The sequence below is a fragment of the Bradyrhizobium sp. OK095 genome, from assembly GCF_900109945.1.
In the GTDB taxonomy this organism is placed as follows: Bacteria; Pseudomonadota; Alphaproteobacteria; order Rhizobiales; family Xanthobacteraceae; genus Bradyrhizobium.
In genome coordinates this window covers 16,457-32,966 of sequence record NZ_FOBX01000004.1, presented here as the reverse complement: position 1 = coordinate 32,966, position 16,510 = coordinate 16,457, and the positions used below count along the sequence as shown (strand labels likewise).

The following is a 16,510-nucleotide window of genomic DNA, read 5'->3' as shown; positions in this document are numbered from 1 at the left end:
ATGCGGGCTACAGATGGAGATCTACGCCCTAGCCGCGATCGCGGTCGCTTCCGCGGCGGCACGCTGCATGCTGGTCGACATCTCGTTCGTGACCGTGCTCTGCTCCTCGACGGCGGCGGCCGTGGATGTCACGTATTCGCTGACATTGTTGATCGCCTGCTTGATCGAGGCGAGCGCGCTGACGACATCGCCTGAGATGCCGTTGAGGCTGCCGATCTCCTGGCCGATCTTGTCGGTTGCCTGCTTGGCCTGGTTGGCGAGGCTCTTCACTTCGGACGCAACCACGGCAAAGCCACGGCCGGCTTCGCCGGCGCGGGCGGATTCGATCGTGGCGTTCAGCGCCAGCAGGTTGATCTGGCCAGTGATGCTGTTGATCATCTCGACGATACCGCTCATCGACTGCGCGGCCTCGGTGAGGCGCTGCGCCTTGGCGTCCGCAGAAGCGACCTGATCCACCGCGCTCATCGCGGTCTCCCGCGACTTCGTCATCGCCGCGGAGATCTCCCGCACCGAGGCGTTCAGCTCCTCCGAGCCTGCCGCAACCGATTCCATCATGGCGCGGACGCGCTCATTGCCCATGCGGACCAGCACCTGCCGCGTGGTGTCGGTGGCGTATTTCACGACCTTGAACGGCTTGCCGTTGAGATCGAGGATCGGGTTGTAGGACGCCTGGATGTAGACCTCCCGGCCACCCTTGCCGATGCGCTTGTATTCGGCCGCCTGGTACTGACCGCGGCCAAGCGCAGCCCAGAACTCGCGATAGGCGGGGCTGTCGCGCTCCGACGGATCGACGAACATGCTGTGATGCTTGCCCTGGATCTCGGCCAGCGAATAGCCGAGCGTGGCGAGGAAATTGGGATTGGCAGTGATGATCGTGCCGTCCATGTTGAACTCGATCACGGCCTGCGCCTTGTCGATCGCCGACATCTGACCGGCGAGATCGGCGTTCTTCAGCTTCTCCGCGGTGACGTCGGTTGCGTATTTGACGACGCCGAACGGTTTGCCGTTCTCGTCGAGCAGCGGATTGTAGGAGGCGAGGATCCAGACCTCGCGGCCGCCCTTGCCGATCCGCTTGAACTCGCCGGCCTGGTAGTCGCCCCGGTTGAGCGCAGCCCAGAATTCACGATAGGCCGTGCTGTTGCGGTCAGCCTCGGCGACGAACAGACTGTGATGCTTGCCTTGGATCTCGGCGAGCGAATAGCCGAGCGCCTTGCAGAAATTCTCGTTGGCGGTGACGATGGTGCCGTCAAGCTTGAACTCGATCACGGCCTGGGCTCGGCTGTTGGCGGCGATCTTCGAGGCGTCCGTCAGGCCCCGGATCTTCTTCTCAGTGATGTCGGTGGCAATCTTGGCGACCATCACCGCCTTGCCATCGCCGTCGAGTACCGGATTGTAGGATGCTTCGATCCAGACCTCGCGGCCGCCCTTCGCGATCCGCTTGAACTCGCGCGCCTGATACTCGCCACGGTTCAGTGCGGCCCAGAACGCCTCGTACTCAGCGTTGTCGCGCTGGTCGGCCGGCACGAACATCGAGTGATGCTTGCCCTGGATTTCGTCAAGCCGATAGCCGAGGGCATCGAGAAAATTCTTGTTAGCCGTGATGATCGTCCCATCAAGTTTGAATTCGATCATCGCCTGCGAGCGGCCGATGGCAGCGAGCTGTGCTTCCGCATCACCGCGGGACTTACGACCAAACATCAAGGAATCTCCATCTCGAAATAACGCCGATGGAACACGCCCATCTAAACCAGGGAGTGCAACCGTGCGGCGGAGTCGCCGTATTCCAATCCACAATCCCGCGGGTCCGGGGCGATCAAATCGCCAAATTCGCCATCATGACGCACGAATGGAGCCGAGACGGGCACGCAATATAATTCGTAAGGGGAAAGCTCGAATAAAGTTCTAACGAACATGTCGAAATCCGGCGGCGACAAGTTTCCGTAGTCTCACGGCGTCTGCCGCGCCTTGTGCACCGCACGCCGCCCGATCCCCCAGAGCGTCAGGTTCCATGTCACGCAGGTCGCGAGCGCGAGACTCAAACCGATCGCGGAACCGAACTGCTCCACCGCGACGTGCATAACGGCAATCGCCATGCCGAATCCGAGCAGGCCCCAGGCGGAGTTGGCGAGCACGGCGGCTGTCGGTGGACCGCCGATGCGCGGATGCAGGATCACCATGATGCTGGAGAACACGACCGGAAAGATCGCGATGATGCCGCTGATGCGAGGGCCGACCCAGCTGGAGGTCGAGACTACGATGGCGACGAGGGTTGCGACCAGCACGGCCCGCATCGGGACGTCATACCAGCGGCGCGCCACCAGCGGCATCTTGACGTGACGATAGCCCGCGAGCAGCGGAATGCAGATGCCGAACGCGATCAGATTGGCGGCGAGCCCGGCGGTGAGCGACCAGTCGAACCGGCGGATGATCGAGGCCAGTATGATCCAGACCGCGAACGCGCTTGCGCAACTCACCAGCATGCCGCGCCGCTGCGCCAGCACGACATAGGTGAGACACATGGAAATCGTCGCCGCATTGATCGGCAGGCTCGCCAGCGCGCCCTGCGCGATGAAGGCGGCGTCGTGGTCGATCGCGAGGAATACGTAGGAGGGACCGGCCGAGACCGGCAGGGTCGCGATCAGCGCGCCGATCACGGGGCCCGACCGCTCGGTGATAACAGACGCCGTCACGACGAACGCCGCCGCTATCGCCATGCGCAAGAGAAGGAAGAGGACGAAGTGGAGATCGGGGGACATTTTTTCTTCTTACCCTCCCCTGGAGGGGAGGGTCAGAGCATCACATCCGCTGCATCGACACCGAAACCTTCGGGCCGTTCTTGATGGTCTGGTAGACCACGCAATAACGCTCGGTGAGCTTCAGCAACAGATCGAGCTTGTCCTGCGGCGCATCGGTGTCGACCTCGAAGCGCAGGCGAATTTCGGCGAAGCCGACCGGGGTTTCCTTGTCGACGCCGAGCGTGCCGCGGAAATCGAGATCGCCCTCGGCATAGATGTTGCCGGTCTTCAACGGAATCTCGACCGCGGTTGCAACCGATTTCAGCGTGACGCCGGCGCAGGCGACCAGCGCTTCCAGCAGCATGTCGCCGGAGCAGAGCTCGAGGCCGGAGCCGCCGGTGGCCGGATGCAGGCCCGCCATCGCGATGGCGCGGCCGGTCTCGACCTTGCAGGCGATGCCTTCGCTGTCGGTCGAGCCCTTGGCCTTCAGCGTGATCATCGCGGTCTTGGGATCGGTCTTGTAACGTTCCTTGATCGGGGCCTGCATCTGGCGCAGTTCTGCGGCGTCCATCTTGTTCTCTCCCGGAAAAATCGCTCCTCGATGTACCGGCTCAGAGAGAGAATGTCACCACCACATGGCCTGACCGGGACCCTGGGTTGCGTCACGGTCGGGCACATTGCGGTCGAGCGAACGGTCGAGTGACGTCAGCACACTTCGCTTGAAATTCTCGAACAACGGCGAATTGCGGTCGCGCGGCCGGCCCAGATTGATCTCGATCTGGTCGAACAGCCGGCCCGGCCGCGGCCGCATCACCAGCACGCGATCGGCCAGCACCACGGCCTCGTCGACGTCATGTGTGACGAGGATCAAGGTCGGCCGCGTATCAGCCCAGAGGTCGAGCAGATGATCCTGGAGGTCGCGGCGGGTGAAGGCATCGAGTGCCGAGAACGGCTCGTCGAGCAGCAGCACTTCGGGCTGCGGCACCAGCGCCCGCGCAATCGCGACGCGCTGCGCCTGCCCGCCCGAGAGCTCGCGCGGCCAGGCCTGCGCCTTGTCGGCAAGACCGACGCGTTCGAGCGCCCGCGCGACCTTCGCGCGCCGCTCGGCTGCGGGCAGATCGGCGAGGCCGAAACCAATGTTATCGGCGACGCTGAGCCAGGGCAGCAGTCGCGGCTCCTGGAAGATGATCCCGATCTTGGCATGCGGCGCGGCGATCGCCTCGTCATCGAGCGTCACCGTGCCGGAGCTGGCGCGATCGAGGCCGGCGATGGCGCGCAGCAATGTTGATTTGCCGCAGCCGGAGCCACCGATGATGGCAAGAATCTCGCCTTGCCTGATCTCGGCGGAGAACCGCGCCAGCGCCTGTACGCCGTTGGGATAGGTCTTGCTGACCCGGTCGAGCGCCAGCATCGCGTTACGCTCCCTTGTCAAGTTTCTTTGGCGCGCCCGAAGGCGTCCTGCCAGCGCAGGAACGGCGCGGCGCCGACCTCGATCAGCCAATCGGTGAGCTTGCCGAGGATGGCGAAGATCACGATCGCGGCCAGGATCTGCGCGGGCTTGCCGAGCTGCTGGCCGTCGAGCAGGAGATAGCCGAGGCCTTCGGAAGCACCGATCAGCTCGGCCGCGACGACGAACATCCAGCCGAGGCCGAGGCCGACACGCAAGGACACGACATAGGCCGGCAGCACCGCAGGCAGCAGGATGCGGCGGATCATCGCCGGGCCGGAGAGACGGAAGGTGCGGCCGACCTCGACAATCTTGCGATCGACGATGAGGATCGCACCCATCACGCCGAGATAGACCGGGAAGAATACGCCGACGGCGATCAGCACGATCTTCGAGGTCTCGAAGATGCCGAGCCAGAGGATGAACAGCGGCACCCAGGCCAGCGACGGGATCGCGCGTAGCGCCTGCACGGTCGGATCGAGCAGCCGCCGCGCCAGCGACCAATAGCCGGAGATGGCGCCTAACAGCGTGCCCGCGACCACGCCGAAGGCGAAGCCGAGGCCGACACGCCACAGCGTCGCGGCGATGTGGCGGACCAATTCGCCGGAGCGGGCGAGGTCGGCGATGGTGGCAAAGACGCGCGAGGGCGGCGGCACCAGCCGGCCGTTGGACCAGCCGGACCAGACCACGATCTCCCAGCCGAGCGCGAGGATCAGCGGCAACAGCACGCCCAGCAGAGGCCGCGCATAGCGCGACAGTCGCGACGGCGCAGCGGTGCTGTCCGCTGGTTCCGAGGTCTGTTGCAGGACTGGCGCGTCGGAGATCATGGCCGGTAGGAAGCGCGTCTGATCGGGGAATGCAAGGGCGTGCGGCGGTCTCTTCCGCGTAGCCCGGATGGAGCGCAGCGCAATCCGGGGACCTCGCCATCGTTCGAGCAGTCCCGGATTTCGCTGCGCTCCATCCGGGCTACAAGTCTGAGATCAATTCGTCGGCAGCGGGACCTGGTCGTCGATCAGGGCATCCAGCGTCGCCTTCACATCGACCTTGGCATCGACGACGCCGGCCTGTTGCAGCGCGAGGCCCGCGGCGAGGATCGACTCGCGCTGGGGCGCGCCGATGCGGCTATGGGTGAGCTCGGTGCGCTCTCTAAGCTGCTTGTCGACGACAGCCTCAGGCAGCTTGGTCACCGCGATGAAGGTCTTCTTGAGATCATCGTAATTCGCCAGCGAATATTTGCGCGCGTCCTCGTACACCGCGAGCACGCGGCGGGCGGCGTCCGGATAATCCTTCAAGAACTGCTCGCGCACATTGAGGATGCCCCAGGTGTTGGCGTCGGCCTTGCGGTAGAACAGCTTTGCGCCCTCCTCGACCTCGGCCTGCGCCATCATCGGATCGAGACCGGCCCAGGCGTCGACGTCGCCGCGGATCAGCGCGGTCTTGCCGTCGGCATGCTGGAGCAGCACCGGCGTGATGTCCTTTTCAGTCAAGCCGGCGCCAAGCAGCGCGCGCACCAGGAAGATGTGCGGGTCGGTGCCGCGCGTCACCGCGACGCGCTTGCCTTTGAGATCGGCCACGCTCGCGATCTTGGAATCCTTGGCCGTCACCAGCGCGGTCCACTCGGGACGCGAATAGACGTAGATCGACTTGATCGGGTTGCCGTTGATGCGCGCGACCAGCGCCGCCGAGCCCGCGGTCGAGCCGAAATCGATCGAACCGGCGTTGAGGAATTCGAGCGCCTTGTTCGAGCCCGCCGACTGCACCCAGGTGACGGTGATACCGTCCTTGGCGAACTCCTTCTCCAGCAGGCCCTTCTGTTTCAGGACCATCGACACCGGATTGTAGGTCGCCCAGTCGATGCGGATTTCCTTGAGCGGGTCCGCCGCCTTCGCCGCGGGGGTCATGGCGAATGCAACTGCTCCCGCCAACAGAATGCGTCGTGTTATCTTGGTCATGCCCAGCCTCCTCCAAAACTTCATTGTTTTTCAATGAGTTATAACTAGAGGTCAACGAGAAAATCCGCCCCTTGAAAGGCCGCCGCCTGAGAACAGATTTGCTCCAAGCCGGCCTTTTCCAGCATGGAACGACTATTGCCAGAGAATGGCGGGTGACAGCGCCTGTCACCTCTTATATCCGGTGAAGCATGGACAGCGTCGCGACTGAGCAAAAGCCAGAGGTGGACGATCGCTTCGACACCGCGCGGATCACCGCCGCGGTCGATGCGCTTGCCGAAAAGCATGAGGGCCGCGAGGACGCGTTCCGCACCGCCATGGCGCAATTGCTCAAGGCCGAGCTGATCGCGTCGCGCGCCGCAGCACAGGCGATCCTGCTGAAGGACCGCCACGGCCGCCGCTGCGCCGAGCGGCTGTGCCATGTGCAGGACGAGATCATCCGCATTCTCTATTCTGCGGCGACGCGCCATCTCTACCGCTCGCATATCCCGAGCGGCGCGGAGCGGATGGCGGTGGTCGCGACCGGTGGCTATGGCCGCGGCCTGATGGCGCCCGAATCCGACATCGATCTGTTGTTCATCCTGCCCTACAAGCAGACCGCCTGGGGCGAGCAGGTCGCCGAAGCCATCCTCTACTGCCTCTGGGACATGGGGCTGAAGGTCGGCCACGCCACGCGCTCGGTCGATGAATCGATCCGCCAGGCGCGCGGCGACATGACCATCCGCACCGCGATCCTGGAGACCCGCTTCCTCACCGGCGACCAGCCGCTCTATGACGAGCTGGTCGATCGCTTCGACAAGGAAGTGGTGCAGGGCACCGCGTCCGAATTCGTCACCGCAAAGCTTGCCGAGCGCGAGGAACGCCACCGCCGCGGCGGCCAGTCGCGTTATCTGGTCGAGCCCAACGTCAAGGACGGCAAGGGCGCGCTGCGCGACCTGCACACGCTGTTCTGGATCGCCAAATACGTCTACCGCGTCCGCGACACCGACGAGCTGGTCGAGCGCGGCGTGTTCGACGCGCAGGAGTACCGCACCTTCCGCCGCTGCGCAGACTTCCTCTGGTCGGTGCGCTGCAATCTGCACTTCTATTCCGGACGACCGGAGGAGCGGCTGTCGTTCGACCTCCAGCGCGAGATCGCGGTCCGGCTTGGCTACACCTCGCATCCCGGGATGCAGGACGTCGAGCGCTTCATGAAGCACTACTTCCTGGTTGCCAAGGAAGTCGGCAACCTCACCGCCATTCTGTGCGCCAAGCTCGAGGACCAGCAGGCCAAGCCCGCGCCGGTCTTGAGCCGTATGATGGCCCGGCTGCGGCCCACGCCCGTGAAGCGGCGCGTGCCTGACAGCGACGACTTCATCGTCGACAACAACCGCATCAACGTCGCCGCGCCCGACATCTTCAAGCACGATCCGGTCAATTTGATCCGCATCTTCCGGCTGGCGCAGAAGAACAACCTCGCCTTCCACCCGGATGCGATGCGCGACGTGACCCGCTCGCTCGGGCTGATCAACGCGAGTATGCGCGAGAACCCCGAAGCCAACCGGCTGTTCATGGAGATCCTGACCTCCGACAACGCCGAGATCGTGCTGCGGCGGATGAACGAGACCGGCGTGCTCGGCCATTTCATCCGCGCCTTCGGCAAGATCGTCTCGATGATGCAGTTCAACATGTATCATCACTACACCGTCGACGAGCATCTGATCCGCTGCGTCGGCTTCTTGCAGGACATCGAGCGCGGCGGCCTCGACGAGTTCGTGCTCGCCAGCGATCTGATGCGCAAGATCCGGCCCGAGCACCGTTCGGTTATCTACATCGTGACGCTGCTGCACGATATCGCCAAAGGCCGGCCCGAGGATCACTCGATCGCCGGCGCCAAGGTGGCGCGGCGGCTCTGCCCGCGGCTCGGCTTCAGTGCAGCAGACACCGAGCTCGTGGCCTGGCTGATCGAGGAGCATCTGACGATGTCCACGGTCGCGCAGTCGCGCGATCTGTCCGATCGCAAGACCATCGAGAATTTCGCCGCCGTGGTGCAATCGGTCGAGCAGATGAAGCTTTTGACGATCCTGACCACCGCCGACATCCGCGGCGTCGGTCCCGGCGTGTGGAACGGCTGGAAGGCGCAGCTGCTGCGCTCGCTTTATTATGAGACCGAGCCGGTGCTGACCGGCGGCTTCTCGGAAGTCGACCGCGGCAAGCGCCTCGTGGCCGCGCACGCCGAATTCCGCATGGCCTTCGCCGAATGGCCGACGGACGAGCTCGATGCCTATATCGGCCGGCATTATCCGGCCTACTGGCTCAAGGTCGAGCTGCCGCGAAAAATCCGCCACGCCCGCTTCGTCCGCTCCAGCGAGCAGGCCGGCCACAAGCTCGCGATCAATGTCGGCTTCGACGAAGTGCGCGGCGTCACCGAGCTCACGATCTTCGCGGCCGACCATCCCTGGCTGCTCTCGATCATCGCGGGCGCCTGCGCCTCGGCCGGCGCCAACATCGTCGACGCCCAGATCTACACCACCACCGACGGCCGCGCGCTCGACACGATCTCGATCTCGCGGGAATACGACCGCGACGAAGACGAGGGCCGCCGCGCCACGCGCATCGGCGAGATGATCGAGGACGTGCTGGAAGGCAAGCTCCGCCTGCCCGAAGTGGTGGCGCGGCGCACCGTGCGCAGCAAGGCGCGTCCGTTCGTGATCGAGCCCGAGGTGACCATCAACAACCAATGGTCCGACCGCTACACCGTGATCGAGATGTCCGGCCTCGACCGCCCCGGCCTGCTCTACGAGCTGACCACCGCGATCTCGAAGCTCAATCTCAACATTGCGTCCGCCCATGTCGCGACGTTCGGCGAGCGCGCCCGCGACGTGTTCTATGTCACTGATCTCCTGGGCGCCCAGATCAACGCGCCAACACGCCAGTCCGCAATCAAGAGCGCGCTGACCCATGTGATGGCCGGCGACAAGGCGGTTCAGCCGGCGGCGTGAGCCGAGAGATCTAAACCTCCACGCCCTCATGCCGCAGCAGCCAGCGCTTGCGCGCGAGCCCGCCGCCGTATTTCACCAGCGAGCCATCCGCACCGATCAGACGGTGGCACGGCAGCACTACGCTGATCGGGTTGGAGCCATTGGCATGGCCGACGGCGCGAATGGCCTTGGGCATCTCGATTTTTGCAGCCATCGCGCCGTAGCTCATCGTGGTGCCGGCGGGGATTTTCGCAAGCGCGGTCCAGACTTTTTGCTGGAACGGCGTGCCGGCGATGCGCCATGCGACGCCTGAGAGCTGGCCGAGATCGCCTTCGAAGTAACGCGACAACGCCGTCCGCATCTGCGCCGGCGCAGTCTGGTCACTCAGATCCACCGCGCCATAGTGCAGGCGCAACAGCTCGCGCATGCGGTGCTCGTAATCTTCCCAGTCGAGCGCGCGCAGCGCACCGTCAGCGTCGGTGACGAGCAACGCGGTTCCGATCGGCGTTGGCAGCCGATCGAGGCCGAAGCTTACAGACGGTTTAGTTGATCGCACGGGCATTGCGGCACCATGGCATCGAAACACACCCATCGCGTTTGCCATGGCGGCCGTGCTAACGTCCACCCGAAAGCTGACGCTTTTGGGGGGAGCTCAACTTGATCTGGATCGCCAATATATTGGTGGCGCTCGTCGCCGCACTGCACGCTTATTTCCTGATCCTGGAGATGTTTCTCTGGGACAAGCCGCTTGGCTTGAAGACATTCCACAATACGCCGGAGAAGGCCGAGATCACGAAAGTGCTCGCCGCCAATCAGGGCCTCTATAACGGCTTCCTCGCCGCCGGCCTGATCTGGGGCCTGCTCCACGGCAACCCGGCCTTCGCGTTCCAGATCAAGGCGTTCTTCCTGCTCTGCGTGATCGTGGCCGGCGCCTATGGCGCTTTGACCGTCAGCACGCGCATCCTGATCGTGCAGGCGCTGCCGGCGGCGATCGCGCTGGTTGTGTTGTTTCTCGCCTGAGACGCTTCGGCGCAGCGCCGCGATCCTTGCGCGGCGGCTGACGTTCCTCCACAATCTTCGGCAGCGACGGCGACCGTTGCAATCAACGGGACAAGACCGTCGGCCGGAAAATTCCGTCAGGAGGAACATCCCAACATGAGCAATCGCAGAGCCTTTTTAGCTGCCACGGCGGCGCTCGCCTTCGCGTTCTCCGCCAGCCAAGCCCTCGCACAAAAGAAATACGACATCGGCGCAAGCGACACCGAGATCAAGATCGGCCAGACCGTGCCGTTCTCCGGCGCCTACTCCGTCTATGCCAATATCGGCAAGACCCAGGCCGCCTATTTCAAGATGATCAACGATCAGGGCGGCATCAACGGCCGCAAGATCAATCTGATTCAGTATGACGACGCCTATTCGCCGCCGAAGACGGTCGAGCAGGTGCGCAAGCTCGTCGAAGGCGACGAGGTGCTGTTCACCTTCCAGATCATCGGCACCGCGGCGAACGCGGCCGTGCAGAAATATCTCAACGGCAAGAAGATCCCGCAGCTGCTGGCCTCGACCGGCGCTGCGCGCTTCAATGATCCGCAGAACTATCCCTGGACCATCGCCTACAATCCCAACTACGTGTCCGAGGGACGCATCTACGCAAAGTACATTCTAAAGGAGCATCCGAACGCCAAGATCGGCGTGCTCTACCAGAACGACGACATGGGCCGCGACTATCTCGCGGGCCTCAAGAGCGGCCTCGGCGACAAGGCCGCCGGCATGATCGTCGGCGAAGTCTCCTACGAGGTCACCGACCCGACGGTGGACTCGCAGGTGGTCAAGCTGAAGTCGATGGGTGCCGATCTCTTCTACGATGCCTCGACGCCGAAGTTCGCGGCACAGGCCATCAAGAAGGTGGCCGAGCTCGGCTGGAATCCGGTGCACATCCTCGATATCAATGCGAGCCCGATCTCGGCGACGCTGAAGCCGGCCGGCCTCGACATCTCCAAGGGCATCATCTCGACCCAGTACGGCAAGGAGCCGAGCGATCCGCAGTGGAAGGACGATCCGGGCGTGAAAGCGTTCTTCGCCTTCATGGACAAGTATTTTCCCGAAGGCGACAAGCTCAACACCGTCAACACCTACGCTTATTCGGTGGCCGAACTGCTGACGCAGGTGCTGAAGCAATGCGGCGACGACCTGTCGCGCGAGAACGTGATGAAGCAGGTCGCCAACATCCGGGATTTCACCCCGAGCTTCGCGCTGCCCGGCATCAAGATCAACACCGGGCCGAACGATTACCGCGTCAACAAGCAGATGCAGATGATGAAGTTCAACGGCGAACGCTGGGAGCTGTTCGGACCGATCATCGAGGACAACGGTCCGTCGGGCTAGCAACTACGTGGGGTGGGTTAGCGTCAGCGTAACCCACCTCTTTTCTACCCGCGGCAACAGAAGTGGTGGGCGCTTCGCGCAGCCGCAAGGCTAACCCACCCTACAAACTTGCACCCTACGAACTGCGTGTCTCTCCCCACCTTGCGTTGCAGCAACGCCTCCTCCACAATCGCCCTCAGCGGTGACGTCCAGCCGGATCGATCACCTGCAATAACAAACTGAGGAAACTGCCAATGAGGAATGGAATTCTGCATCTGGCTGCGAGCACGGCGCTGACTCTGGCGCTGTCGGTCTCGGCGGCCAATGCCCAGAAGAAATATGATCCGGGCGCCAGCGACACCGAGATCAAGGTCGGCCAGACCATGCCGTTCTCAGGACCGGCGTCGGCCTATTCGTCGATCGGCAAGACCCAAGCCGCCTATTTCAAGATGATCAACGACCAGGGCGGCATCAATGGCCGCAAGATCAACCTGATCCAGTACGACGACGCCTATTCGCCGCCGAAAGCCGTGGAGCAGATTCGCAAGCTGGTCGAGAGCGACGAGGTGCTGCTGACCTTCCAGATCATCGGCACGCCGGTGAACGCAGCCGTCCAGAAATATCTCAATTCCAAGAAAGTGCCGCAGCTGTTCGCGGCGACCGGCGCCTCCAGGTTCACTGACCCGAAGAACTTCCCGTGGACCATGGGCTTCAATCCCAACTACTTCGTCGAGGGCCGCATCTACGGTCAGTACATCACGAAGGAGTATCCGAACGCCAAGATCGGCGTGCTCTATCAGAACGACGATCTCGGCAAGGACTATCTGAACGGCATCAAGGCCGGCCTCGGCGACAAGGCCGCCAAGATGATCGTGACCGAAGCGTCCTACGAGGTGTCGGATCCCACGGTCGACTCGCAGGTCCTCAAGATCAAGGACGCCGGCGCCGATCTGTTCTTCAGCGCGACAACACCGAAGCAGGCCGCGCAGGCGATCAAGAAGATCGCGGAGATGGGCTGGCATCCGGTGCAGATCGTCGACATCAACGCCACCTCGGTCGGCGCAGTGCTGAAGCCCGCAGGCCTCGATGCCGCCAAGGGCCTGATCAGCGTCAACTACGGCAAGGAACCGCTGGATCCGACCTGGAAGGACGATGCCGGCCTGAAGAGGTATTTCGACTTCATGGCGAAGTACTATCCTGATGGCGACAAGGACTCGAACTTCAACACCTATGGCTACAGCACGGCGCAGCTGCTGGTCCATGTGCTGAAGCAGTGCGGCGACGACCTGACGCGCGAGAACGTCATGAAGCAGGCCGCGTCGCTGAAGGACGTCGTCAGCGACACCGCGTTGCCCGGCATCAAGGCCAACACCTCGCCGACCGACTACCGCGTCAACAAGCAGCTTCAGATGATGAAGTTCAACGGCGAGCGCTGGGAGCTGTTCGGCCCGATCCTCGAGGATGCGGGTCCAGCGGGTTAGTTCTCTCGCTCCACTGCCTCAACGACGTCATGCCCGGGCTTGTCCCGGGCATCCACGTTCTTGGAGCGGCAAAGGAAAACGTGGATGGCCGGGTCAAGCCCGGCCATGACGATGGAGAGAGATTCGCCCGACACTATTCAGGTGGGTATCTCCCCAAAGTTCTTCCCCACCGGCAGCACAGCGTGGCGGATCAATCGCGAATCCTCCACCGCCGCCTGGCGATGCTTGACCGCTTCGCGATAGACGGGATCGCGGATCATTTCGACGAAGGCGCCGACGCTCGGATATTCGGCGATGAAGCAATGATCCCAGCGCTCAGTCTCGGGGCCGATCAGCATCAGCTCGAACCGGCCCTGCCAGACGATCTTGCCGCCGAGGCGTTCGAACACCGGGCCGCTGTCGCGGCCATAGGCCGCATAGGCCTCCGCCCCGCTGGCCTTGCGGCCGTCGGGATAGGCGGCGTCTTTGCGCAGGCGCACCATATTGAGCATGTGGATCGGGCCCGGGCGGTTATTGTCCCGGAATTGCGCAAAGATCTCCTTGGTCGGATCGATGTGGCCCATGTGGGTTCCCTCTTGTTTTATGGCCGCGATCCTAGCCCCGGCCCCCCGGAAGCGGAACTGCGGCAGGCGAATGCCGCATCTCCTAATCACGCGTTAACGTCCGCGTAACCGAGCCTTAAACAGCGACCGCTAGCGTGCGGCGGGGCGGGCTGACCGGGCGTTTTGCGTATGGGGTTGGGAAAGAAAAAGGGTGGGCGGAAGGAGCCGTTGTTCGGCTTGCCTGCTGCGCTCGCCGATCTGCGCCTGACGGCGGCGGACCGCATTCCCAATGCCGAGGACAAGCCCAAGAAATCAGACAAGTCATTAGCCAAGCGCAAAGCCGCCGATTCCGGCGACGAGCCGCCGCGCGAGCGGAAACCGCAGGCCAGCCGCAGCGGCGCCAAACGGCGATCGAAGTCCGGAGGGTTCAGCCTCGGCCGCCTGGTCTATTGGGGCGCGGTGCTCAGCCTGTGGGGCGTGATCGCCGTGACGGGCGTCGTGATCTATGTCGGCGCCCATCTGCCGCCGATCGACTCGCTGGAGATTCCAAAACGCCCGCCGACGATCCAGATCGTCGGCATCGATGGCAGCATGCTGGCGCAGCGCGGCGAGATGGCCGGCGCCAACGTGTCGCTGAAGGATTTGCCGCCCTATCTTCCGAAAGCGTTCATCGCCATCGAGGACCGCCGCTTCTATTCACATTTCGGCATCGATCCCGTAGGCATCCTGCGCGCCCTCGTCACCAACGTCATGCATCGCGGCGTGTCGCAGGGCGGCTCGACCTTGACGCAGCAGCTCGCCAAAAACCTGTTCCTGACCCAGGAGCGCACCATGGCGCGCAAGCTGCAGGAGGCGGAGCTCGCGATCTGGCTGGAGCGCAAGCATTCCAAGAACGAGATTTTGGAGCTCTACCTCAACCGCGTCTATTTCGGCTCCGGTGCCTACGGCGTCGAAGCCGCCGCGCAAAAATATTTCGGCAAGCCCGCGAAGAACGTGACGATCGCCGAGGCCGCGATGCTGGCCGGCCTCGTCAAATCGCCCTCACGGCTGGCGCCGAACCGCAATCCCGAAGGCGCCGAAGCGCGCGCGAAGATCGTGCTCACGGCGATGGCGGATGCACAATTCATCACCGATGCGCAGGCGCAGGCCTCGATCGGCCATCCCTCCTACAATGTGAAGCCGGCCGGCGCCGGCACGGTCAATTACGTCGCAGACTGGATCGGCGAGGTGCTGGACGATTTGGTCGGCCAGATCGACGAGAGCATCAAGGTCGAGACCACGATCGATCCGAAGCTGCAGAGCGTGGCGGAAGCCGCCATCATCGACGAGCTCGCGGCCAAGAGCGTGAAGTTCAATGTCAGCCAGGGCGCGCTGGTGGCAATGACGCCCGACGGCGCGGTGCGCGCCATGGTCGGCGGGCGGAACTATTCCGACAGCCAGTACAACCGCGCGGTCACGGCAAAGCGCCAGCCGGGCTCCTCGTTCAAGCCGTTCGTGTATCTGACCGCGCTCGAGCAGGGGCTGACGCCGGATACCGTGCGCCAGGACGCACCGATCGAGGTCAAGGGCTGGAAGCCCGAGAACTACACCCACGAATATTTCGGCGCGGTGACGCTGACCCAGGCGCTGGCGATGTCGCTCAACACGGTCGCCATCCGCGTCGGCCTCGAAGTCGGGCCGAAGAACGTGGTCCGCACCGCGCACCGGCTCGGCATCAACTCGAAGCTCGAACCCAATGCCTCGATCGCGCTCGGCACGTCGGAAGTCTCGGTGGTCGAGCTGGTCGGCGCCTACGCGCCGTTCGCCAATGGCGGTTTTGCAGTGGCCCCGCATGTCGTGACGCGGATCAGGACGCTCAGCGGCAAGCTGCTCTACATGCGCCAGGCGGACGAGCACAACCAGGTGATCGACCCGCGCTATGTGGGCATGATGAACACGATGATGCGGGAGACGCTGATATCAGGCACCGCCAAGAAGGCGGAGATCCCCGGCTGGCCGGCCGCCGGCAAGACCGGCACCAGCCAGGATTACCGCGACGCCTGGTTCATCGGCTACACCGCCAACCTCGTCACCGGCGTCTGGCTCGGCAATGACGACAACTCGCCGACCAAGAAGGCGACCGGCGGCGGCTTGCCGGTGGAAGTCTGGTCGCGCTTCATGAAGACGGCACACGAGGGCGTGCCGGTGGCAAACTTGCCGAACTCACAAGGCACATGGGGCCTGTCGAACTTGGCACAGGCGGCCTCGCAGGTGTCGCCGCCGACAGCGGCAGCACCCGCTCCGGCTCCGGCGAACAATGGCGGCTATCGACCGCCACCCACGCGCGCCAATGTGCGGCCTGAAGCAGCGTCAGGGCTCGATGGCTGGTTGATGGACCGGCTGTTTGGCGGGAACAGGTAGCGCTGGACTGAGGTCGTCGCGGCCTCAAAACAAAAATGTCGAAAACAACCCCATGCACAGTAGCCGGTGACTTCCGGCGTGATGCTCGGTGGATTTGCGAAACTGCTTGGTTTGTCGAGCAAATTTCGACCGAGCGCGCAACAACCGCCGCGCCGCCCTGAATCGGGTGGTTTGGCTGGATTCGGCGCCGAGCGTGGTTACGGCGCGGCGATCAGATCCAGCGCGACCGCACACGCCGTATCGGACGACGCGTCCTTCTCAGCAATCAGATCGGCCTTCCGTTCATCGTTGCCAAGATCGTAGAGAAAGATCGGGTTGCTGTAGGCGAAGCCACCGCGTTCGGTCGCGATGAGCCACCTTCGGCCGACCGTCCAAAAGAACATGAAGCGGCGCTGCGGCACGCTCTCGAACCAGACCACGTCGGTGGCGTTGAAGCTTCCGCCCGGCGCGGAGATCTCGCCGAGCCTCTCCTTGAATGACCGCAGCAATACCGGCGGCACGTGCTCAAACGGGATGGGGGCGGCTTGCGGGGGAGGCATGCAGGCCGGAGCGAGACTCGCCACAACGTGGGCAACACGCCACATGATCAGCAGCAGCGATGCGACAGCCACACGCCTGGCTGTGATCATCGCTGA

The 16,510-nt window shown here is 63.6% G+C and carries 14 protein-coding genes; 5 read left to right on the top strand and 9 right to left on the bottom strand.

Features of this window, described 5'->3' with window-relative positions; genetic code table 11:
* Window positions 1-21: 21 nt before the first annotated feature.
* From BMW89_RS12170 to BMW89_RS12145, 6 genes are all read right to left on the bottom strand, one after another.
* Window positions 22-1,698, bottom strand: coding sequence for a methyl-accepting chemotaxis protein (locus BMW89_RS12170; RefSeq protein ID WP_092026452.1), 1,677 nt, complete (start codon window positions 1,696-1,698; stop codon window positions 22-24).
* A 248-nt stretch (window positions 1,699-1,946) separates the two neighbouring features.
* Window positions 1,947-2,756, bottom strand: a complete 810-nt coding sequence (locus BMW89_RS12165; RefSeq protein WP_092026449.1) for a hypothetical protein — start codon at window positions 2,754-2,756, stop codon at window positions 1,947-1,949.
* 40 nt (window positions 2,757-2,796) lie between these two features.
* Window positions 2,797-3,306, bottom strand: a complete 510-nt coding sequence (locus BMW89_RS12160; protein WP_092026446.1) for an OsmC family protein — start codon at window positions 3,304-3,306, stop codon at window positions 2,797-2,799.
* 54 nt (window positions 3,307-3,360) lie between these two features.
* On the bottom strand, window positions 3,361-4,146 hold the full coding sequence (locus BMW89_RS12155) for an ABC transporter ATP-binding protein (protein ID WP_092026442.1): 786 nt from the start codon (window positions 4,144-4,146) through the stop codon (window positions 3,361-3,363).
* Between the two features lie 17 nt (window positions 4,147-4,163).
* Entirely contained in the window at window positions 4,164-5,009 is an 846-nt protein-coding gene (locus BMW89_RS12150; RefSeq protein ID WP_092026439.1) for an ABC transporter permease, read from the bottom strand.
* 153 nt (window positions 5,010-5,162) lie between these two features.
* Window positions 5,163-6,134 carry an aliphatic sulfonate ABC transporter substrate-binding protein gene (locus tag BMW89_RS12145; RefSeq protein WP_177195998.1) on the bottom strand — a complete coding sequence of 324 codons (972 nt, stop codon included), beginning with the start codon at window positions 6,132-6,134 and terminating at the stop codon, window positions 5,163-5,165.
* A 188-nt stretch (window positions 6,135-6,322) separates the two neighbouring features.
* Here BMW89_RS12145 and BMW89_RS12140 point away from each other — a divergent pair, with 188 nt between their 5' ends.
* Window positions 6,323-9,112 (top strand): [protein-PII] uridylyltransferase, encoded by a 2,790-nt coding sequence (locus BMW89_RS12140; protein WP_092026432.1) that lies wholly within the window; start codon window positions 6,323-6,325, stop codon window positions 9,110-9,112.
* A 10-nt stretch (window positions 9,113-9,122) separates the two neighbouring features.
* On the opposite strand, the gene BMW89_RS12135 is transcribed toward BMW89_RS12140, so the two are convergent.
* On the bottom strand, window positions 9,123-9,653 hold the full coding sequence (locus tag BMW89_RS12135; RefSeq protein ID WP_092026429.1) for a methylated-DNA--[protein]-cysteine S-methyltransferase: 531 nt from the start codon (window positions 9,651-9,653) through the stop codon (window positions 9,123-9,125).
* A 95-nt stretch (window positions 9,654-9,748) separates the two neighbouring features.
* Between BMW89_RS12135 and BMW89_RS12130 the strand changes: the two genes are divergently transcribed.
* The 3 genes from BMW89_RS12130 to BMW89_RS12120 all read left to right on the top strand — a co-directional run bounded on the left by BMW89_RS12130 (window position 9,749) and on the right by BMW89_RS12120 (window position 12,933).
* Window positions 9,749-10,111 carry a DUF1304 domain-containing protein gene (locus tag BMW89_RS12130; RefSeq protein ID WP_210187570.1) on the top strand — a complete coding sequence of 121 codons (363 nt, stop codon included), beginning with the start codon at window positions 9,749-9,751 and terminating at the stop codon, window positions 10,109-10,111.
* 135 nt (window positions 10,112-10,246) lie between these two features.
* Window positions 10,247-11,473, top strand: coding sequence for an ABC transporter substrate-binding protein (locus tag BMW89_RS12125; protein ID WP_092026426.1), 1,227 nt, complete (start codon window positions 10,247-10,249; stop codon window positions 11,471-11,473).
* A 233-nt stretch (window positions 11,474-11,706) separates the two neighbouring features.
* Window positions 11,707-12,933, top strand: coding sequence for an ABC transporter substrate-binding protein (locus tag BMW89_RS12120; protein ID WP_177195997.1), 1,227 nt, complete (start codon window positions 11,707-11,709; stop codon window positions 12,931-12,933).
* A gap of 137 nt (window positions 12,934-13,070) precedes the next feature.
* Here BMW89_RS12120 and BMW89_RS12115 read toward each other — a convergent pair whose 3' ends face one another.
* Complete coding sequence (locus BMW89_RS12115) at window positions 13,071-13,496, bottom strand: DUF1330 domain-containing protein (protein WP_092026420.1); 426 nt, start codon at window positions 13,494-13,496, stop codon at window positions 13,071-13,073.
* 168 nt (window positions 13,497-13,664) lie between these two features.
* Between BMW89_RS12115 and BMW89_RS12110 the strand changes: the two genes are divergently transcribed.
* Complete coding sequence (locus BMW89_RS12110; protein ID WP_092026418.1) at window positions 13,665-15,875, top strand: transglycosylase domain-containing protein; 2,211 nt, start codon at window positions 13,665-13,667, stop codon at window positions 15,873-15,875.
* Window positions 15,876-16,072: 197 nt separating this feature from the next.
* Here BMW89_RS12110 and BMW89_RS12105 read toward each other — a convergent pair whose 3' ends face one another.
* On the bottom strand, window positions 16,073-16,504 hold the full coding sequence (locus BMW89_RS12105; RefSeq protein ID WP_092026415.1) for a hypothetical protein: 432 nt from the start codon (window positions 16,502-16,504) through the stop codon (window positions 16,073-16,075).
* Between the last annotated feature and the right edge of the window lie 6 nt (window positions 16,505-16,510).